Here is a 20,211-nt window from a genome sequence, read left to right as displayed (position 1 = left end):
TCGAAAGCCGTTTCAACGGTGAGAAGAGGACAAAATCACCCCCTTTTTGCAGGTGGTGGCAACCATTAAAGCCGGGCTTGCTGGGAGAATCGGATAAATTGCCAAAATCCGATTCGTTCAGCTTCAGCTAGACCTATCTAAATATGCGCTTAGGCCTTCCCTTGGCTAAAGTTCAGATGCTTTTCTGCAGTACAAACTTGGTGTGCTTGACTTGTTTCAATCGTGTGGGTTATAATCTTTTTTGTCAAAATGGAGGAATACCCAAGTCTGGCTGAAGGGATCGGTCTTGAAAACCGACAGGCGGGTTACACCGCGCGGGGGTTCGAATCCCTCTTCCTCCGCTTGAAAAATGAAAGCCCGCGGGCCCCTGAGGCGTAAGCTGCGGGCTTTTTTCGTAGAGTAAAAAAGATACAATACTTTTGCATACCCGTGATCTCTCCGTAAATCATGAAAAAGCCCGTTACGCGATTGTAACGGGCTTTTTAGCCGCCATTATTTTTTTACGGCTGCTGCCTGTGCGAGCATGTAGCCGATCCGCTCGACAATCGGTTCGACGGCATCTTCATGTTCAAACAGGTCGTATTCGTCAATGTTCAGCCTGAGAACCGGGCAGGCATGGAAAGAGTCGATCCACTGCTCGTACCGTCTCTGCATTTCAATCCAGTATTCAACAGGGGTATCTTGTTCCATCGACCGGCCGCGTTTTTTGATCCGTTCCAAAATGTTTTCCAGTTTACCTTCCAAATAAATCATCAGGTCGGGATGCGGAAAATACGGCGTCATCACCATGGCATCGAACAAGTTTGTATAGGTTTCAAAATCAACGGCAGACATATTGCCTTTTTCGTAATGCATCTGGGCAAAAATGCCGGTATCCTCGTAAATGGAACGGTCCTGGATAAACCCGCCGCCGTATTCAAACATTTTTTTTTGCTCCTTGAACCTTTCCGCCAGAAAATAAATTTGAAGATGGAAACTCCACCGTTTAAAATCGCTATAAAATTTTTCCAAATACGGATTGGTGTCGACTTTTTCAAAGGACGCCCGAAAATGGAGCGCCTTCGCGAGCGCACGGGTTAAAGTCGATTTTCCGACGCCGACGGTACCTGCAATGGTGATCACAGCGTGGTTCGGAATTTGATATTTCTCACGAAGTTCCATGGGTATGTACTCCTTTTTGTAAGGTTAGCGCGATTTCTTGAAGCATGGATTTCAGGTCATGTTCATGCCGGATAAAATCAAGTGTATCACAGTCGAACTTTAATACCGGGATATTCGGATGTTCGGCTTCGAAGCGGCTCATAAACCGTCCGTAGTCTGCGGATAGTTTTTGCAAATACGTTTCCTGCATATTTTTTTCAAATGCCCGTCCTCTTATTTCAATTCTCTTAAGGAGCGTTTCCAGGCTTGCATGCAGGTAAATGATGACATTTGGCTGCGGCATATCCGCTGTTAAAATGTCGTAAATTTTTGAAAATTTTTCAAACTCATCTGTTTTTAGCGTCCGCCGGGCAAAAATCAGGCTTTTAAAAATATGGTAATCTGCAACAGCAGGCTGTCTATGCTGCTTCAGGTCTTCCAGTTGTTTGTAGCGGTTGCAGAGGAAAAACATCTCGGTTTGGAAGCTCCATTCTTCTTTATTGGTATAAAATTTTCCAAGAAAAGGATTTTCATCCACAATTTCTTTCAAAAGCTCAAATGAAAAGTATGCTGAAATGGCTTTTGCCAATGACGTCTTGCCAACGCCGATCGGTCCCTCGATTGCAATAAACGGTACCCTTTCCATAACGGCCCTCCCGCTGAAGCGATAGTTCATTGATGCACACTGTTGCTATTTTAGCACATGTCGCCGCCAGTTGGCATGCGGGAAATAAAAGCGGTATGTGTCCTGGCGTTTTGTTTCCGGATATTTCCTACGCGCACAAGGTTGCTGAAGCCGCAACGTTGGCTTTGACTTGCATTTTTTTGGAAAAATGGCGCCCTGGGTCTTTGTATCGGATCAGGTTCCCATCCGGCCGTTCAGTTGCGCTAGCATAAATGCGGGGGAAAGGACCTCGCAATCATGTCCGCGTGCGCATCGGTTCCGGGGCAAAAGAAAAAAGCAACGGAACCCGCTGCTTCAGGAAGGGCGTTTGACGACATCAAAGCGATCGGTGATTAACAGCCAGTTTTGCGGAAAAGAGAGGCCGAGTTTCCAGTAGCTCATGCCCCTTAACCCGAGTTCAGTGAGCAAATTAAATTTTGCCTCGATGGAACGGGCATCTTCGAACCAGACGGTGTGCCGCCGGTTGTTTTCATCTGTATAGTCAAAATGCGGGGCCTGGGACGTTGTGTTGTACAGGATCGGCACATTGTGCGCACCCGCGAGCCGGATGGCCTGCTGCGGGCTGACGGCTCTTGCTGTTGTGCCGGTTTGATACGGCAATGTCCAGTCATAGCCATACAGATTTTGCCCCATCAAAATCTTATTGGGCGGCATTTCTGTGATGGCATAGCGAAGCACATCCCGGACCGGCCCGATCGGGGATACCGGCATGGGCGGGCCGCCGCTATAGCCCCATTCGTAAGTCATAATGACAACAAAATCGGCAATTTCGCCGTGCGCCCTGTAATCGTGTGCCTCGTACCAGCGTCCGGCCTGGGTGGCACTCGTTTTCGGGGCGAGCGCGGTGGACATGAGCCAACCTTCCCGGCTGAAGCGCGTTTTTGCTTTTCTTAAAAACCGGTTGTAAGCTTCCCTGTCCTGCGGGCGCAAATACTCAAAGTCAAAATGAATATCACGGAAACCGAGCCGGCTTGCAGTTTGAACAATTTCATTTAAAAACCGGTTCTGGACGGTTTCGTCGTTCAAAAGGATCCGCCCAAGTTCATCGCTGAACTGGCCGTTTTCCTGATTGCAGATCACCATCATCAAAATGGCGTTTTGGACATCGGCAATCGCCCGCAAATTTCCAAGCGGCGGAGCAACAAGTGTGCCATCGCGGTTTACCCGGAATGCAAACGGGGCAAGATACGTCAAATACGGGGCTGCTTTTCGCGCACTTGTTTCAAGAGACGCTGAGACCGTGTTCCCGAATGGTTCTACATATGCATTAAATTTTGCTCTTTTTTTCGGAAAAGGCGGCAGATAAAGGCGCAACCCGGGCCGGAGCTGCTGATGGATAGAAATGCCGTTGATGCGGGCAAGCTCCTGGTAAGATATCCCTGCTTGCTGTGCAATGGAATATAAGCTGTCCCCCGGCCGGACCCAATAAAACCTCCCGGTGATCGGGATGACAATCGCCTGTCCGATGACAAGCCGATCCGGATTTGGAAGTTCATTTGCCGAAATGATTTCTGAAGCCGGAACACTGTATCTTTGCGCAAGATTTGAGACCGTGTCATTTCTTTCGACAACATGAATTTGCAAACGAGTCCCCCCTTGTGTCAGCCATCGCTATTGTTATCTTTATGCCCCGTTTTTTTAAAACATGCCCGCTTTTTATGTGCGCATTTTTTTTGCGGAATCATTCATCAAACCATTTTTGCGGCATTTCTTAACGTAGCAGCCTGCTAAATGAAGGAAGGGCATGATTTTTGTAGTATTGCTTAACGTAGAAGGGTTCTAAGTAAAGGAAGGGCATGATTTTTGTGGCGCTTCTTAACATAGAGGAGCTCTAGATTAAGGAAGCGGAAATTTTTTGTGGTGTTGCTTAACAAAAAGACCATTTTGGACCCAGTCGCGACTCCTTTTGGCAGGTTCAAAGGGACATTTCGAGCCCGGATACAGCTTGTTTTGTCCTTTTGGCAGGTTCAAAAAGACATTTCGGACCCGGATGCAGCTTGTTTTGTCTTTTTGACAGGTTCAAAAAGACATTTTGGGGCCAGGTGCGGCATGTTTTGTCTTTTTGACGGCTTCAAAAGGACATTTCGAACCCGGATGCAACGTGTTTTGTCCTTTTGACGGCTTCAAAAGGACATTTCGGGCCAGGATGCAACGTGTTTTGTCCTTTTGGCAGGTTCAAAAGGACATTTCGAGCCCGGATACAGCATGTTTTGTCTTTTTGACGGCTTCAAAAAGACATTTCGGACCCGGATGCAACGTATTTTGTCCTTTTGGCGGTTTCAAAAGGACATTTTGGGCCCGAATGCAACGTGTTTTGTCCTTTTGACAGGTTCAAAAAGACATTTCGGACCCGGATGCAACATATTTTGTCTTTTTGGCGGTTTCAAAAGACCATTTCGAGCCCAGGTGCGTCTTGTTTTTTCCTTTTGACGGCTTCAAAAAGACATCTCGAGCCCGGATGCAACGTGTTTTGTCTTTTTGACGGCTTCAAAAAGACATTTCGAACCCACTCGCGACTCCTTAAAGGCGCTCTAGATTAAGGAAGCGGAAATTTTTTGCAGTGTTTCTTAACGTAGAAGGGTTCTAAGTAAAGGAAGGGCACCCATTTGTGCATCTTTCTTAACGTAGCCGTCCGCTAAATGAAGGAAGCAAGCATGTTTTTCAGTGTTTCTTAACATAGAGCCCCTCTAAGTGAAGGAAGCGAACGTTTTTTGTGATGTTCCTTAACATATAAGTGCTCTCAGTAACGAAAGAGCATCCAACTTTTCCGTTTCCTAACACAGGAGCCTTCTACCTGAAGAAAGCCAGCGCAAAACGGCAGGAAAATCCATACTGATGACCGAACCCAGTGTGATTTTTTTCAAGGCTGTGTTACGATAAGGCTACGATACCTTTCGGAGGAGTTAGGATGGAAAATCGCGATGAATATTATATGCGCCTTGCCATTCAGGAAGCTGTAAAAGCACAGCGTCTCCGTGAAGTGCCAATCGGGGCGGTGATTGTGCTCGATGAAAAAGTGATTGCTGCAGCCCATAATCTGCGTGAAACCACCCAGCGTGCTGCCGCCCATGCGGAACTTCTGGCCATCGAAAAAGCATGTGAAGTGACCGGATCATGGCGCCTTGAAAATGCCGAGCTGTATGTCACACTGGAACCGTGCCCGATGTGTAGCGGTGCCGTTTTACAATCGCGGATCAAGCGGGTCGTTTACGGGGCAAAAGATCCGAAGGCGGGCTGTGCGGGAAGTTTGATGAACCTGCTTGAGGACGGCCGTTTTAACCACCGGAGTGAAGTCGTAAGCGGCGTGCTTGAAACGGAATGCGGAGAATTATTGCGGTCCTTCTTCCGGTCTTTAAGGGAGAAAAAAAAGAAGGAAAAACTTGCGGCAGAGGAAGATGGAAAAAGCTCCACCAATTAACAGGCGGGAGAGATTGCTTTTTTTTAAAAAGGCATGTATACTTAGTTATGCGTTAGTTTTTAACGCTTAAAACTGGTATCAATTTTGCCGCGCTAGGTGGGGAGGCAGCGGTGCCCTGTACCCGCAATCCGCTCTAGCGGGACTGAATCCCTTTCCGAGGCCGGCTGCTTGTAGGGCCAGCCTTAAGTAAGTGGTGTTGACACCCGGGTCCTGCGCAATGGAACCCCGCGAACCATGTCAGGTCCGGAAGGAAGCAGCATTAAGCGGGTCATTCCATGTGCCGCAGGGCAGCCTGGGTCGAGCTAACTGCTTAAGTAACGCTTATGAGGGTCGGTCGAAGAAAGGTGCGCGGCAGTTTCATTACATAAAAAACAAAACTCATCCTGATCCGGGATGGGTTTTTTCCATATTTAAATGCTTTTTAATTCAGGATGTAAAATCGCTTTTCCTAAGGTATAATAAAAGAAATGTATGAATCGGAAGCAAATCTGGCCGGGAGGATTGAACATGGCTTATCAGGCGTTATACCGCACATGGCGGCCGCAGCGGTTTGCGGATGTCGTCGGGCAGGAGCATGTGACAAAAACATTGCAGCACGCCCTCCTGCAACAGAAAACAACGCATGCTTATCTTTTCTCGGGCCCACGGGGTACAGGAAAAACAAGTGCCGCTAAAATTTTGGCAAAGGCGGTGAACTGCGAACATGCTCCGACTGGGGAACCGTGTAACGAGTGCGCTGTTTGCCGGGGGATTACAGACGGCACGATTCCAGATGTCATCGAAATTGACGCGGCGTCGAATACAGGCGTGGATGACATCCGCGATATCCGCGACAAAGTCAAATACGCGCCAAGTGTTGTAAAATATAAAGTATATATTATCGACGAAGTCCATATGCTGTCGATTGGCGCATTTAACGCGCTTTTGAAAACCCTAGAGGAGCCCCCGAAACACGTCATTTTTATTCTGGCAACAACCGAGCCCCATAAAATTCCGCTTACGATCGTTTCCAGATGCCAGCGGTTTGATTTTAAACGCATCACATCCCGTGATATTTTTAAACGCCTGGCTTATATTGCAGGCGAAACCGGTATTGCATATGATGAACAGGCGCTCAATATTATCGCCCATGCTGCGGAAGGTGGGATGCGGGACGCGCTCAGCCTGCTTGACCAGGCCGTCTCGTTTAGCGAGGGGAAAGTCAGAGTGGAAGATGCGCTCACGGTAACGGGTTCCATTTCTCAGAATGATTTTACCCGCCTTGCCCAGGCCATTCAAAAGAAGGATGCCGCAGAGTGCCTTGACCTTGTCGGTTCTCTTCTCCAGCAGGGAAAAGATCCCTCAAGGCTTGTGGAAGACTTCATTCTTTATTTCCGCGATCTGCTTTTGTATAAAACTGCCCCGCAGATGGAGGAAGCGGTTCAAAGGGTATATTTAGATGAGGCATTTAAAGAAATGAGCCGCTCGCTTCAAACGCAGGAAATTTACCGTTTTATTGACATCCTGAACCAAACGCAGCAGGATATGCGTTTTTCCAATATGGCCCGCGTTTATTTGGAAGTGGCTTTTATCAAACTGTGTGAAGAAAAAGCGCCGGATCCCGGGGAAAATGATCTCGTCCGGAAGCTTGCCGAAAAAATCGAACGGCTCGAATCAGAACTCGAGTCTCTCAAGCAAAACGGGGTTCCGGAGGCCGATGAAACGGAACCTGCGCCAAAACGGCAGGCTCAGAGAAAAATTCCGCGCACTTCGAAAGGTTTTAAGGTACAAGTCGGAAGGATTCATGATATATTAAAAGAAGCGACAAAAGAGGACCTCAAACGGATTAAAAACAGCTGGAACGATATGATTGAGACGCTCAACAGCAGGCAGATGCGGTCGCAGGCAGCACTTTTAAATGAAGCAGAACCGGTGGCGGCATCGCCGAACGCTTTTGTCATCAAATTCAAGTATGAGATCCATTGCCAAATGGCGATGGAAAACGAGAAATTTTTACAAGCGATTTCGAGCGTACTTGGTGAATTAACCGGAACCGGGTATCAGGCGGCAGGTGTTCCGGAAAATGAATGGAATACGATCAGGGAAAATTATATCCATCACCATAAAGAAGAAGCAGAGGAAGAAAAACCGCAGGAAGATCCGGTTGTAACCGAAGCAATCAAATTGTTTGGGCCTGAATTAATTGAAATAAAAGACTAAAACTGGAGGGTTTCATATGCGAGGAATGGGCAATATGGGCAATATGCAAAAAATGATGAAACAAATGCAAAAGATGCAAAAAGAAATGATGGAGGCACAGGAACAGCTTGGCGAACAGAAAGTGGAGGGTACGGCAGGCGGCGGCATGGTAACCGTTGTCGTCTCCGGCCATAAAAAAGTGCTTGAAGTGCGCATCAACGAAGAAGCCGTTGATCCGGACGATGTTGAAATGCTGCAGGACATGATCCTTGTCGCCACCAATGACGCCCTGGATAAAGCCGAACAGCTGACAGAGCAGACAATGGGCAAGTACACGAAAGGCTTCAATATTCCGGGATTTTAAAGGTGTGATCAACAATGCAATACCCTGAACCAATCACAAAATTAATGGAAAGCTTCATGAAACTGCCAGGCATTGGGCCGAAAACCGCGGCCCGGCTGGCATTTTTTGTTCTTGATATGAAGGAAGACAGCGTCCTTGCATTTGCCAAGGCGCTTGTCGATGCGAAACGGGACCTGACGTACTGTTCTGTTTGCGGGCATATCACCGATACAGATCCGTGCTATATTTGTGCCGATCCGCGCCGCGACAGAAGCGTGATCTGCGTTGTCGAGGAGCCGAAAGACGTCATTGCCATGGAAAAAATGAAAGAATACAACGGCCTTTACCATGTTCTGCATGGTGCCATTTCTCCAATGGACGGAATCGGCCCTGAAGACATCAGTGTGCCGGATCTGCTCAAACGCCTGCGCGATGAAACCGTCCAAGAAGTGATTCTTGCAACCAATCCAAATATCGAAGGCGAAGCAACAGCCATGTATATTTCGCGGCTTTTAAAACCGTCCGGCATTAAAGTGACACGGATTGCACACGGGTTGCCAGTGGGCGGAGATCTCGAGTACGCCGACGAAGTCACCTTATCAAAAGCACTGGAAGGCCGAAGAGAAATTTAACCTGACACGGGGTGGATACAATGTTCAGCAAGAAGCAAAAACTCAGGAAAGAATACGATGCGCTTCTTCTCGATTTGGTCACAAACGTAAAAAATGAATGGGTACAGCAAAACGCCCTCCAGCATCTAAGTTTTGAATTTAACGAAGAACTTTACTACCGCACCAAAGTGGCCGAAGCGAAGTATGTGTTTCTTTTTCGGGAAGTGAAAAGAAGAAACATCCGCCTCCAGTAAGGGTAGCACGGCTCAAGTTCTTTTTTGGACAACTCCTTCATAAAAATAAAGCAGCTGGAAAAAAGGGGTGATTCACTTGAGCTCAACCATCATCATTATTGCGATTGTCGGCCTGATCCTTTTGCTGCTGTTTTCCGCAGCTTTAACCAAACCGCTGCGATGGGCGGGAAAGTTATGCATCAAAGCCATCATCGGGGCTATACTCCTTTTCTTTTTAAACCAAGTGGGCGGCCGGTACGGACTGCATGTCCCAATCAATGCAGCCACCGTATCCGTTTCCGGGCTGCTCGGCATACCCGGGGTGATCGGCCTGACTGTCATCCAGACATGGATTCTGTCTTGACAAAAGCAGCGCTCGAACCGCCATCAGCAGACAACCAGCGCCAAAGAAATGATCCATCATTTCTTTGGCGTATTTTTTATGTTCATTCGAAGAAACTAGAAGCTTAGGCTGAAAGAAGCATGGGCGCCCACGAAAAAGCAGGCATATAAAAAAAAGGATTGACTACACTTCGTTATACTAGTATAATAGTTTTCGTCGCCGCATCCGGCATCAAACTTCTTAAAAAAGTAGTTGACATGTTGGTTGCGTCGTGGTATGATATAAAAGTCGCTGAAAAACAAAGCGATTGTTCCTTGAAAACTGGACAAAACGAAACGTCAAATTCTTTTTGAGCTTTTATCAAACATCTTTACTGAGAGTTTGATCCTGGCTCAGGACGAACGCTGGCGGCGTGCCTAATACATGCAAGTCGTGCGGACCTTTTAAAAGCTTGCTTTTAAAAGGTTAGCGGCGGACGGGTGAGTAACACGTGGGCAACCTGCCTGTAAGATCGGGATAACGCCGGGAAACCGGGGCTAATACCGGATAGTTTTTTCCTCCGCATGGAGGAAAAAGGAAAGACGGCTTTTGCTGTCACTTACAGATGGGCCCGCGGCGCATTAGCTAGTTGGTGGGGTAACGGCTCACCAAGGCAACGATGCGTAGCCGACCTGAGAGGGTGATCGGCCACATTGGGACTGAGACACGGCCCAAACTCCTACGGGAGGCAGCAGTAGGGAATCTTCCGCAATGGACGAAAGTCTGACGGAGCAACGCCGCGTGAGTGAAGAAGGCCTTCGGGTCGTAAAACTCTGTTGCCGGGGAAGAACAAGTGCCGTTCGAACAGGGCGGTGCCTTGACGGTACCCGGCCAGAAAGCCACGGCTAACTACGTGCCAGCAGCCGCGGTAATACGTAGGTGGCAAGCGTTGTCCGGAATTATTGGGCGTAAAGCGCGCGCAGGCGGCTTCTTAAGTCTGATGTGAAATCTTGCGGCTCAACCGCAAGCGGTCATTGGAAACTGGGAGGCTTGAGTGCAGAAGAGGAGAGTGGAATTCCACGTGTAGCGGTGAAATGCGTAGAGATGTGGAGGAACACCAGTGGCGAAGGCGGCTCTCTGGTCTGTAACTGACGCTGAGGCGCGAAAGCGTGGGGAGCAAACAGGATTAGATACCCTGGTAGTCCACGCCGTAAACGATGAGTGCTAAGTGTTAGAGGGTTTCCGCCCTTTAGTGCTGCAGCTAACGCATTAAGCACTCCGCCTGGGGAGTACGGCCGCAAGGCTGAAACTCAAAGGAATTGACGGGGGCCCGCACAAGCGGTGGAGCATGTGGTTTAATTCGAAGCAACGCGAAGAACCTTACCAGGTCTTGACATCCTCTGACCTCCCTGGAGACAGGGCCTTCCCCTTCGGGGGACAGAGTGACAGGTGGTGCATGGTTGTCGTCAGCTCGTGTCGTGAGTTGTTGGGTTAAGTCCCGCAACGAGCGCAACCCTTGACCTTAGTTGCCAGCATTCAGTTGGGCACTCTAAGGTGACTGCCGGTGACAAACCGGAGGAAGGTGGGGATGACGTCAAATCATCATGCCCCTTATGACCTGGGCTACACACGTGCTACAATGGATGGTACAAAGGGCTGCAAGACCGCGAGGTTAAGCCAATCCCAAAAAACCATTCCCAGTTCGGATTGCAGGCTGCAACCCGCCTGCATGAAGCCGGAATCGCTAGTAATCGCGGATCAGCATGCCGCGGTGAATACGTTCCCGGGCCTTGTACACACCGCCCGTCACACCACGAGAGTTTGTAACACCCGAAGTCGGTGAGGTAACCTTTACGGAGCCAGCCGCCGAAGGTGGGACAGATGATTGGGGTGAAGTCGTAACAAGGTAGCCGTATCGGAAGGTGCGGCTGGATCACCTCCTTTCTAAGGAATAAAAGGAAAACTTCGTTTTCCAAAATCAAGTTTGACGTTTCCGTTTTGTTCAGTTTTGAAGGTTCAATCCTTCCTTATATTTCCTTTCATTAAGGGCCTGTAGCTCAGCTGGTTAGAGCGCACGCCTGATAAGCGTGAGGTCGATGGTTCAAGTCCATTCAGGCCCACCATTCCTTAATGATTGGGGCCTTAGCTCAGCTGGGAGAGCGCCTGCTTTGCACGCAGGAGGTCAGCGGTTCGATCCCGCTAGGCTCCACCTTTATAAATGTGTTCTTTGAAAACCGGATAGGAGAAACAAACCAAGTAAACCGAGAATCGCTTATTTTTGGATTTAATCTTTTTATGGTTAAGTTAGAAAGGGCGCACGGTGAATGCCTTGGCACTAGGAGCCGATGAAGGACGGTACAAACACCGATATGCTCCGGGGAGCTGTACGTAAGCTTTGATCCGGAGATTTCCGAATGGGGAAACCCCCTGTCTTTAATCGGACAGGATTCCTGCCTGAATCCATAGGGCAGGAAGGGCACACCCGGGGAACTGAAACATCTCAGTACCCGGAGGAAGAGAAAACAATTGCGATTTCCCAAGTAGCGGCGAGCGAACAGGAAACAGCCCAAACCGGAAGGCTTGCCTTCCGGGGTTGTAGGACACTCATATGGGAGTTACAAAAGAACGGGGTAAGTGAAGCGGCCTGGAAAGGCCTGCCGGAGAAGGTAAAAGCCCTGTAACTGAAACTTCGTTCTCTCCCGAGTGGATCCTGAGTACGGCGGGACACGAGGAATCCCGCCGGAATCCGGGAGGACCATCTCCCAAGGCTAAATACTCCCTAGTGACCGATAGTGAACCAGTACCGTGAGGGAAAGGTGAAAAGCACCCCGGGAGGGGAGTGAAAGAGATCCTGAAACCGTGTGCCTACAAGTAGTCAGAGCCCGTTAACGGGTGATGGCGTGCCTTTTGTAGAATGAACCGGCGAGTTACGGTCTCATGCAAGGTTAAGCTGAAGAAGCGGAGCCGCAGCGAAAGCGAGTCTGAACAGGGCGAAAGAGTATGAGGCCGCAGACCCGAAACCAGGTGATCTACCCATGTCCAGGGTGAAGGCAAGGTAACACTTGCTGGAGGCCCGAACCCACGCACGTTGAAAAGTGCGGGGATGAGGTGTGGGTAGCGGAGAAATTCCAATCGAACTTGGAGATAGCTGGTTCTCTCCGAAATAGCTTTAGGGCTAGCCTCAAGCGAAGAGTTTTGGAGGTAGAGCACTGTTTGGACGAGGGGCCCTCATCGGGTTACCGAATTCAGACAAACTCCGAATGCCAAAAACTTATGCTTGGGAGTCAGACTGTGAGTGATAAGATCCATGGTCGAAAGGGAAACAGCCCGGACCGCCAGCTAAGGTCCCAAAGTATACGTTAAGTGGAAAAGGATGTGGCGTTGCTTAGACAACCAGGATGTTGGCTTAGAAGCAGCCATCATTTAAAGAGTGCGTAATAGCTCACTGGTCGAGTGACGCTGCGCCGAAAATGTACCGGGGCTAAACGTATCACCGAAGCTGCGGATGGACACCGTATGGTGTCCGTGGTAGGAGAGCGTTCTAAGGGCGTTGAAGCCGGACCGGAAGGACCGGTGGAGCGCTTAGAAGTGAGAATGCCGGTATGAGTAGCGAAAGAAGGGTGAGAATCCCTTCCACCGAATGCCTAAGGTTTCCTGAGGAAGGCTCGTCCGCTCAGGGTTAGTCGGGGCCTAAGCCGAGGCCGAAAGGCGTAGGCGATGGACAACAGGTTGATATTCCTGTACCGCCTCTTCACCGTTTGAACGATGGGGGGACGCAGGAGGATAGGGCAAGCGCGACACTGGTTGATCGCGTCCAAGCAGTTAGGCCGGTGCGGAGGCAAATCCTTCGCGCCAAGGCGGAGCTGTGATGGCGAGGGAAATTTTAGTACCGAAGTTCCTGATTCCACACTGCCAAGAAAAGCCTCTAGTGAGGTGAAAGGCGCCCGTACCGCAAACCGACACAGGTAGGCGAGGAGAGAATCCTAAGGTGAGCGAGAGAACTCTCGTTAAGGAACTCGGCAAAATGACCCCGTAACTTCGGGAGAAGGGGTGCTTTTTGGGGTGTATGCCCCGGGAAGCCGCAGTGAATAGGCCCAGGCGACTGTTTAGCAAAAACACAGGTCTCTGCGAAGCCGCAAGGCGAAGTATAGGGGCTGACACCTGCCCGGTGCTGGAAGGTTAAGGAGAGGGGTTAGCCGTAAGGCGAAGCTCTGAACTGAAGCCCCAGTAAACGGCGGCCGTAACTATAACGGTCCTAAGGTAGCGAAATTCCTTGTCAGGTAAGTTCTGACCCGCACGAAAGGTGTAACGATCTGGGCACTGTCTCAACGAGAGACTCGGTGAAATTATAGTACCTGTGAAGATGCAGGTTACCCGCGACAGGACGGAAAGACCCCATGGAGCTTTACTGCAGCCTGATATTGAATTTTGGTACAGCTTGTACAGGATAGGTAGGAGCCTTGGAAACCGGAGCGCCAGCTTCGGCGGAGGCATCGGTGGGATACTACCCTGGCTGTATTGAAATTCTAACCCGCACCCCTTACCGGGGTGGGAGACAGTGTCAGGCAGGCAGTTTGACTGGGGCGGTCGCCTCCTAAAAGGTAACGGAGGCGCCCAAAGGTTCCCTCAGAATGGTTGGAAATCATTCGCAGAGTGTAAAGGCATAAGGGAGCTTGACTGCGAGACTTACAAGTCGGGCAGGGACGAAAGTCGGGCTTAGTGATCCGGTGGTTCCGCATGGAAGGGCCATCGCTCAACGGATAAAAGCTACCCTGGGGATAACAGGCTGATCTCCCCCAAGAGTCCACATCGACGGGGAGGTTTGGCACCTCGATGTCGGCTCATCGCATCCTGGGGCTGTAGTCGGTCCCAAGGGTTGGGCTGTTCGCCCATTAAAGCGGTACGCGAGCTGGGTTCAGAACGTCGTGAGACAGTTCGGTCCCTATCCGTCGCGGGCGCAGGAAATTTGAGAGGAGCTGTCCTTAGTACGAGAGGACCGGGATGGACGCACCGCTGGTGTACCAGTTGTCTTGCCAAAGGCATCGCTGGGTAGCTATGTGCGGAAGGGATAAGTGCTGAAAGCATCTAAGCATGAAGCCCCCCTCAAGATGAGATTTCCCACAGTTTATACTGGTAAGATCCCTGAAAGATGATCAGGTTGATAGGTCCGGGGTGGAAGCGCGGCGACGCGTGGAGCTGACGGATACTAATCGATCGAGGACTTAACCAAACAGAAAAGCGGAGGTGCCTTGTTTAGCCCCGACAAGCGAATGTTCTGACCGGCATGGAGCCGTCTTTTGGCTCCGTGACGGGCGGGTTATTCGACCTCGAGGGGCTAGGCACCGGAGCTGGACAATAGAAAAGCGGAAGCGCCTTGGTCATCGGCGTATGGATTTCGGAGCTTTCGACTGAGATAAAGGAAACACGGCGAGCCCCTAAAGGCGAGCCGATGCCCGCTTATCGTAGGGAGAAAGCGCAGAAATACGCTAGCCGATAGGCGCTGGAGCTAGACAATTTTTAAAGTTAGAAACCAAAGCTATTCTCCGTTTACAGTTTTTTCTCCCATCCGGTTTTCAGGGAACACATCCCAAAAATTATACAGGTCCGGTGATGATGGCGGAAAGGTCACACCCGTTCCCATCCCGAACACGGAAGTTAAGCTTTCCAGCGCCGATGGTAGTTGGGGGTTTCCCCCTGCGAGAGTAGGACGTTGCCGGGCAAACAGAAGGCCAGCTGAATCAGCTGGCCTTTTTGAATGTGTAAATAAGGGAGATATAAAAATTTCCATAAGAAAAACGACAAAGATTTACCTTTTGAATCTGATTATATTACTAACCTGATAATAATTTTTTAAAAATTTTAAAAATATATTGACGGCGGTAATAAAATTGTGCATAATTAGGGCTTGCTGAATAAGCAAAATTCCTAGATTTGGCAAGGATGCTAACAGGTTCGGAAAAAATTAAATGCAAGGATTTTATAAAATGTTAAAACTAAGAAAGGCTGGAGTGTTAAAAAATGATTAATAAAAATACCGAAGAAAAAGATATATTGTTGAATGTTTTAGGTATAATCGAGGCTGTATATAATAAGAAAATTTCGATAGAAGAAGCTGAGAAAAGATATTTTAATTACCGTATCATTGATTCTTTGAAGGAAAAAAATTACTCAAATGAATTAATAGAAATTTTGGAACTGGGTACAGAAATTGATGGTATTAATGATTTACTACCTGACAAGTTAGATGAAAACATAATTGATTTAAAAAATAGAGTTCTTCTTTTGTTAGATAGAGAAATAAAAGCATAAAAATAGTCCCCGCAGACGCGAGGGCTTTTTGATTTGTCCTGCCGTAGCAGTAAAAGCTTTTCAAAGGGCTCGACCTCCTATGAACCCGCACCCCCAATCTGTCTGGGTTAATCTTTACCGCTCGCTGCGCACGCAGTCCCATCGGGTGGTCCGTGAACATCCGGTTGTCTCCCCAAACAGAAATGCTGAAAAAGGGGCAGTTTTCCTAGTTGCATTTTCTGTAGGGAATCATGTATAATTAAAGTCAAATATAGTCAAAGTCAAAAGACGGTGTCAGGAGGTGGCTTTGATGAAAAATATATCGGATATCATAGAGGAATATTTAAAACGGATTCTGGAACTGAATGAAAAAGAAATTCTTGAAATAAAACGCAATGAGATTGCCGATAAGTTCCAATGTGTCCCTTCGCAAATCAATTATGTCATCAATACGCGGTTTACGATTGAAAGAGGGTATATTGTTGAAAGTAAAAGGGGCGGCGGCGGCTATATCCGGATCATGAAAGTGCGGCCTGAAAGCGATGCGGAACTGATTGACCAGCTGCTTGTGCATATCGGCAATGTCATCTCCCAGTCGAATGCGGAAGCCATCATTCTCCGCCTCGTTGAAGAAGAGGTGATTTCAAGGCGGGAGGCAAAAATCATGCTCAGCGTGATGGACCGCTCCGTGCTCTACATCCAGTTGCCGGAACGGGATGAACTGCGTGCCAGAATGTTGAAATCGATGTTAACGACCTTAAAATACAAGTAACAATAGAGGTGAGTATGCCGTGATTTGCCAGGAATGCAATGAAAGGCCGGCAACGATGCATTTTACTAAAATTATAAACGGTGTGAAAACGGAATTCCATCTTTGCGAGAAGTGCGCGCAGGAGAAGGGGGAAAAGTTTTCATCGGATTGGGGGAAAACCTTTTCCTTCGATAATCTGCTCGCGGGCCTTTTTAATTTTGATCCGGCCATCCAACTTTTCAAACAGGAAACAGCACCTGACCCGGATGTGCTTCGCTGCAACCATTGCGGGATGACATTGAACCAGTTTTTAAACACAAGCCGGTTAGGCTGCCCGCATTGCTATGAGACGTTTCAGCACCAGCTTGTTCCGATTTTGCAGCGCCTTCATGGCGGCAACGTTGCGCATGAAGGAAAAATACCTGCACGGATTGGCGGTGCCATTTATACAAAGAAAAAATTGCAGGAATTAAAGGCGGCGTTGCAGGAAGCCATCAGCCAGGAAGAATTTGAAAAAGCAGCAGAACTCCGCGATCAAATTCGCGCACTTGAAGGTTCTTCTCAAGCAAAAGGAGGGGAACAATAATGTCTTTAGAACATTTTTTGCACAAAGCGTCCAGCTCCTGGATGAACGAGCAAGGGCCTGAATCGGAAATTGTGCTGACGACACGGGTTCGTCTGGCAAGAAATTTAAAAAATTACCGGTTCCCGTCCTTGTTTACCAGCGAGGAAGCAAGGGAAATTATGAAAACAATCCAGGATATCGCCCGAAATCATTTTCCGGCTGAAATGCAGGCTGAATTTTTAAAAATGGACGAATTAAAACCGCTCGAAAAAAGGGTGCTTGTGGAGAAACACCTGATTAGCCCGCAACTTGCCGAAGAAGCGGGTGACGGGGCAGTTATTTTGTCAAGCGGCGAAGATATTAGTATTATGATAAATGAGGAAGATCATTTACGCATACAATGTCTTTCTCCAGGGCTTCAATTGCATGAAACGCTTCAGAAAGCCAATCAGCTTGATGACCTGCTTGAAAATTGGGTCGATTATGCTTTTGATGAAACGCTCGGTTACTTAACCAGCTGCCCGACAAATGTCGGAACGGGCATCCGCGCATCGGCCATGATGCATTTGCCGGGACTTGTGCTGACACAGCAAATTAAACAAATCATTCCGGCGATTCATCAGCTTGGTTTGGTGGTAAGAGGAATATATGGCGAAGGAAGCGAAGCCATCGGAAATATTTTTCAAATTTCCAACCAGGTGACACTCGGAACATCGGAAGACAATATTGTCTCGGATTTAACCAGTGTCATCCGGCAGATCATTACACAGGAAAGATCGGCAAGGGAAGCATTGGTGCAGACTTCAAACATACAATTAGAAGACAGGGTTTACCGTTCGCTCGGTGTCCTGCAAAACAGCAGGATCATTGAAACAAAAGAAGCGGCCCGTTGTTTGTCCGATGTCCGGCTGGGAATTGATCTGGGCTATATTCAAAACATTTCGAAACAAATTTTAAATGAATTGATGATTTTAATGCAGCCGGGATTTTTACAGCTTTATGCCGGAAGAGCGCTCAGCCCGTATGAAAGGGATATCCGGAGGGCTACACTGATAAGAGAACGTTTGAGGCTTGAGGAGACCAAATGAACAGGAGGAATGACAGATGATGTTTGGAAGATTTACAGAGAGAGCCCAGAAAGTGCTGGCCCTTTCCCAGGAAGAAGCAATCCGCCTGAAACATAACAATATCGGAACGGAACATATTTTGCTCGGACTTGTCCGCGAAGGGGAAGGCATCGCGGCAAAAGCGCTGTACGGCCTGGGTTTAAGCGCCGAAAAAATCCAGGAAGAAGTGGAAACCCTGATCGGGAACGGCCAGGAAATTTCCCAAACGATCCACTACACGCCAAGGGCCAAAAAAGTGATTGAACTGTCAATGGATGAAGCGAGAAAACTCGGGCACTCCTATGTTGGAACGGAACATATCCTCCTCGGGCTGATCCGTGAAGGTGAAGGCGTGGCGGCACGCGTGCTGACAAATCTCGGCGTTAGCTTAAATAAAGCAAGGCAACAGGTGCTCCAATTATTGGGCAACAGTGAAGCGTCCGTACAGGGCGGTTCGGCGGCCAGCGTCAGCACACCGACACTGGACAGTCTGGCCCGCGATTTAACAGCGATCGCACGGGAAGATTCCCTTGATCCTGTAATCGGGCGCAGCAAAGAAATTCAACGCGTCATTGAAGTACTGAGCCGGAGGACAAAAAACAACCCTGTCCTTATCGGGGAACCGGGCGTTGGGAAAACGGCCATTGCAGAAGGCCTTGCCCAGCAAATTGTGCATAATGAAGTGCCGGAAACGCTGCGTGACAAACGGGTTATGACGCTTGATATGGGTACGGTTGTGGCCGGTACAAAATACCGTGGCGAATTTGAAGACCGCCTGAAAAAAGTCATGGATGAAATCCGCCAGGCCGGTAATATCATTCTTTTCATCGATGAATTGCATACCTTAATTGGGGCCGGCGGTGCGGAAGGAGCCATTGATGCTTCCAATATTTTAAAACCGTCGCTTGCCCGCGGCGAACTGCAGTGCATCGGGGCAACAACACTGGATGAATACCGGAAATATATTGAAAAAGATGCTGCACTGGAAAGAAGGTTCCAGCCGATCCAGGTCGATGAGCCGACGATTGATGAGTCGATCCAGATTTTAAAAGGGCTGCGCGATCGCTATGAAGCACACCATCGCGTCTCGATTACCGATGAGGCGATCGAAGCCGCTGTAAAACTTTCGGACCGCTATATCGCAGACCGGTTCCTGCCGGATAAAGCGATTGACTTAATCGATGAAGCCGGATCGAAAGTGCGTCTTCGTTCCTTTACAACGCCGCCGAATTTGAAAGAACTGGAATTGAAACTGGAAGAGGTACGCAAGGAAAAAGATGCGGCCGTCCAGAGCCAGGAATTTGAAAAAGCGGCTGCGTTAAGGGATACCGAACAGAAACTGCGCGAACAGCTGGAGGAAACGAAGAAAAACTGGAAGGCAAAACAAGGACAGGAAAACAGTGAAGTCACAGTCGATGATATTGCGCTTGTTGTTTCGAGCTGGACGGGAGTTCCGGTGACGAAACTGGCACAAACCGAAACGGAAAGGCTTCTGCACCTTGAAGAGATCCTTCACTCCCGAGTGATCGGGCAGGAAGAAGCGGTACTTGCAGTGGCGAAAGCAGTCCGCCGTGCACGGGCAGGGTTAAAAGATCCGAAACGCCCGATCGGTTCCTTCATTTTCCTCGGGCCGACAGGGGTCGGAAAAACAGAACTGGCGCGGGCGCTTGCGGAAGCGATGTTCGGCGATGAGGATGCCATGATCCGGATCGACATGTCCGAATACATGGAGAAACATTCGACTTCCCGCCTCGTAGGTTCGCCGCCTGGATATGTCGGTTTTGAAGAAGGCGGGCAGCTGACGGAAAAGGTACGGAGAAAACCGTATTCGGTTGTGCTGCTTGATGAAATTGAAAAAGCGCACCCGGATGTGTTCAACATTTTGCTCCAGGTACTGGATGACGGCCGGCTGACCGATTCCAAGGGCCGCACGGTTGATTTTAGCAATACGATTGTCATCATGACATCGAATGTCGGCGCAGATGCTTTAAAACGCAACAAGAGCGTCGGCTTCACCATTCAGGATACCGTCGAGGCCGATTATAAAGACATGAAGGACAAAGTGCTCGAGGAACTGAAAAAAGCGTTCCGGCCTGAGTTTTTGAACCGTGTTGATGAAACCATTGTGTTCCATTCGCTCGAGAAGAAACAGTTGAACGAAATTGTCACGTTGATGGCGAAAGAATTGTCGGACCGGTTAAAAGAGCATCATATCGAACTTGTGCTGACGGATGCCGCAAAAGAAAAAGTGGCGGAAAAAGGCTACGATCCGGAATACGGCGCGCGGCCGCTGCGCAGATCGATTCAGAAAAACATCGAAGACCGCCTTTCGGAAGAAATGCTGAAAGGCAATATAAAAGAAGGGCAAAAGGTATTGGTCGATGTAAAAGACGGCGAATTTACTTTTGCCAGTGTGGCAGAGTCGGAAGCTGTATCGTCCAATTCTTAATGCCGAAAGCAGGAAAGGGTACAATGGTTTTGGCGATTGTACCCTTTTTTTCACATATATAAAATTTCGCGCCAAAATCAATGGCGATTAGGATAACATTGCTTCTGGCAACACATAAAGAA

The 20,211-nt window shown here is 48.8% G+C and carries 14 protein-coding genes, 3 tRNA genes, 3 rRNA genes and 1 other RNA gene; 18 read left to right on the top strand and 3 right to left on the bottom strand.

Annotation, left to right across the window (positions count from 1 at the left end; all coding sequences use genetic code 11):
* Window positions 1–251: 251 nt before the first annotated feature.
* Window positions 252–341, top strand: a tRNA-Ser gene (locus BCOA_RS23335).
* 151 nt (window positions 342–492) lie between these two features.
* Here the strand turns inward: BCOA_RS23335 and BCOA_RS23330 are convergent.
* From BCOA_RS23330 to BCOA_RS23320, 3 genes are all read right to left on the bottom strand, one after another.
* Window positions 493–1,161, bottom strand: a complete 669-nt coding sequence (locus tag BCOA_RS23330; RefSeq protein WP_014096540.1) for a deoxynucleoside kinase — start codon at window positions 1,159–1,161, stop codon at window positions 493–495.
* The gene (locus BCOA_RS23325) at window positions 1,148–1,786 is read right to left on the bottom strand and encodes a deoxynucleoside kinase (protein ID WP_014096539.1); all 639 of its coding nucleotides are present in this window, start codon (window positions 1,784–1,786) and stop codon (window positions 1,148–1,150) included. The genes BCOA_RS23330 and BCOA_RS23325 overlap by 14 nt, the downstream gene beginning before the upstream one ends.
* Window positions 1,787–2,119: 333 nt before the next feature.
* Window positions 2,120–3,409, bottom strand: a complete 1,290-nt coding sequence (locus BCOA_RS23320) for a glycoside hydrolase family 18 protein (RefSeq protein ID WP_014096538.1) — start codon at window positions 3,407–3,409, stop codon at window positions 2,120–2,122.
* A 1,324-nt stretch (window positions 3,410–4,733) separates the two neighbouring features.
* Here BCOA_RS23320 and tadA point away from each other — a divergent pair.
* The 17 genes from tadA to clpC all read left to right on the top strand — a co-directional run bounded on the left by tadA (window position 4,734) and on the right by clpC (window position 20,089).
* Complete coding sequence (gene tadA / locus BCOA_RS23310; protein WP_014096537.1) at window positions 4,734–5,243, top strand: tRNA adenosine(34) deaminase TadA; 510 nt, start codon at window positions 4,734–4,736, stop codon at window positions 5,241–5,243.
* An 87-nt stretch (window positions 5,244–5,330) separates the two neighbouring features.
* Window positions 5,331–5,595: signal recognition particle sRNA large type (gene ffs / locus BCOA_RS34620), an RNA gene on the top strand.
* Window positions 5,596–5,750: 155 nt separating this feature from the next.
* Complete coding sequence (gene dnaX, locus BCOA_RS23305) at window positions 5,751–7,442, top strand: DNA polymerase III subunit gamma/tau (RefSeq protein WP_014096536.1); 1,692 nt, start codon at window positions 5,751–5,753, stop codon at window positions 7,440–7,442.
* 16 nt (window positions 7,443–7,458) lie between these two features.
* Window positions 7,459–7,785 carry a YbaB/EbfC family nucleoid-associated protein gene (locus tag BCOA_RS23300; protein WP_014096535.1) on the top strand — a complete coding sequence of 109 codons (327 nt, stop codon included), beginning with the start codon at window positions 7,459–7,461 and terminating at the stop codon, window positions 7,783–7,785.
* Window positions 7,786–7,799: 14 nt separating this feature from the next.
* Window positions 7,800–8,396 carry a recombination mediator RecR gene (recR, locus tag BCOA_RS23295; protein WP_013858045.1) on the top strand — a complete coding sequence of 199 codons (597 nt, stop codon included), beginning with the start codon at window positions 7,800–7,802 and terminating at the stop codon, window positions 8,394–8,396.
* A 20-nt stretch (window positions 8,397–8,416) separates the two neighbouring features.
* On the top strand, window positions 8,417–8,629 hold the full coding sequence (locus tag BCOA_RS23290) for a YaaL family protein (protein WP_014096534.1): 213 nt from the start codon (window positions 8,417–8,419) through the stop codon (window positions 8,627–8,629).
* Between the two features lie 76 nt (window positions 8,630–8,705).
* Window positions 8,706–8,972: a pro-sigmaK processing inhibitor BofA family protein gene (locus tag BCOA_RS23285; RefSeq protein ID WP_014096533.1), complete on the top strand. Its 267-nt coding sequence runs from the start codon at window positions 8,706–8,708 to the stop codon at window positions 8,970–8,972.
* Window positions 8,973–9,320: 348 nt separating this feature from the next.
* Window positions 9,321–10,874 (top strand): 16S ribosomal RNA (locus tag BCOA_RS23280).
* Between the two features lie 102 nt (window positions 10,875–10,976).
* Window positions 10,977–11,053, top strand: a tRNA-Ile gene (locus BCOA_RS23275).
* Window positions 11,054–11,066: 13 nt separating this feature from the next.
* Window positions 11,067–11,139: transfer RNA gene (locus BCOA_RS23270), tRNA-Ala, on the top strand.
* Between the two features lie 88 nt (window positions 11,140–11,227).
* Window positions 11,228–14,160, top strand: a 23S ribosomal RNA gene (locus tag BCOA_RS23265).
* 373 nt (window positions 14,161–14,533) lie between these two features.
* Window positions 14,534–14,649 (top strand): 5S ribosomal RNA (gene rrf, locus BCOA_RS23260).
* Together the 16S, 23S and 5S rRNA genes with 2 tRNA genes alongside form the textbook arrangement of a ribosomal RNA operon.
* A 299-nt stretch (window positions 14,650–14,948) precedes the next feature.
* Window positions 14,949–15,239 carry a DUF3969 family protein gene (locus tag BCOA_RS23255; protein WP_014096532.1) on the top strand — a complete coding sequence of 97 codons (291 nt, stop codon included), beginning with the start codon at window positions 14,949–14,951 and terminating at the stop codon, window positions 15,237–15,239.
* Between the two features lie 286 nt (window positions 15,240–15,525).
* Complete coding sequence (locus BCOA_RS23250; RefSeq protein WP_371836356.1) at window positions 15,526–15,990, top strand: CtsR family transcriptional regulator; 465 nt, start codon at window positions 15,526–15,528, stop codon at window positions 15,988–15,990.
* A gap of 19 nt (window positions 15,991–16,009) precedes the next feature.
* Window positions 16,010–16,555 carry a UvrB/UvrC motif-containing protein gene (locus tag BCOA_RS23245; protein ID WP_014096530.1) on the top strand — a complete coding sequence of 182 codons (546 nt, stop codon included), beginning with the start codon at window positions 16,010–16,012 and terminating at the stop codon, window positions 16,553–16,555.
* On the top strand, window positions 16,555–17,622 hold the full coding sequence (locus BCOA_RS23240; RefSeq protein WP_014096529.1) for a protein arginine kinase: 1,068 nt from the start codon (window positions 16,555–16,557) through the stop codon (window positions 17,620–17,622). The genes BCOA_RS23245 and BCOA_RS23240 overlap by 1 nt, the downstream gene beginning before the upstream one ends.
* Window positions 17,623–17,638: 16 nt before the next feature.
* The gene (clpC, locus tag BCOA_RS23235) at window positions 17,639–20,089 is read left to right on the top strand and encodes an ATP-dependent protease ATP-binding subunit ClpC (RefSeq protein WP_014096528.1); all 2,451 of its coding nucleotides are present in this window, start codon (window positions 17,639–17,641) and stop codon (window positions 20,087–20,089) included.
* The last annotated feature ends 122 nt before the right edge of the window (window positions 20,090–20,211 follow it).

Source organism: Heyndrickxia coagulans 36D1 (genome assembly GCF_000169195.2).
GTDB lineage: Bacteria > Bacillota > Bacilli > Bacillales > Bacillaceae_C > Weizmannia > Weizmannia faecalis.
Note: the sequence above shows the minus strand (reverse complement) of the source record. Positions and strands in the feature narration are given on the sequence as shown.

Excerpts from the sequence above, each read along its gene's own strand:
- BCOA_RS23290 (WP_014096534.1), top strand. The coding sequence starts at position 8,417 with ATGTTCAGCAAGAAGCAAAAACTCAGGAAAGAATACGATGCGCTTCTT.
- BCOA_RS23300 (WP_014096535.1), top strand. The coding sequence starts at position 7,459 with ATGCGAGGAATGGGCAATATGGGCAATATGCAAAAAATGATGAAACAA.
- BCOA_RS23255 (WP_014096532.1), top strand. The coding sequence starts at position 14,949 with ATGATTAATAAAAATACCGAAGAAAAAGATATATTGTTGAATGTTTTA.
- recR (WP_013858045.1), top strand. The coding sequence starts at position 7,800 with ATGCAATACCCTGAACCAATCACAAAATTAATGGAAAGCTTCATGAAA.
- clpC (WP_014096528.1), top strand. The coding sequence starts at position 17,639 with ATGATGTTTGGAAGATTTACAGAGAGAGCCCAGAAAGTGCTGGCCCTT.
- dnaX (WP_014096536.1), top strand. The coding sequence starts at position 5,751 with ATGGCTTATCAGGCGTTATACCGCACATGGCGGCCGCAGCGGTTTGCG.
- BCOA_RS23325 (WP_014096539.1), bottom strand. The coding sequence starts at position 1,786 with ATGGAAAGGGTACCGTTTATTGCAATCGAGGGACCGATCGGCGTTGGC.
- tadA (WP_014096537.1), top strand. The coding sequence starts at position 4,734 with ATGGAAAATCGCGATGAATATTATATGCGCCTTGCCATTCAGGAAGCT.
- BCOA_RS23240 (WP_014096529.1), top strand. The coding sequence starts at position 16,555 with ATGTCTTTAGAACATTTTTTGCACAAAGCGTCCAGCTCCTGGATGAAC.
- BCOA_RS23330 (WP_014096540.1), bottom strand. The coding sequence starts at position 1,161 with ATGGAACTTCGTGAGAAATATCAAATTCCGAACCACGCTGTGATCACC.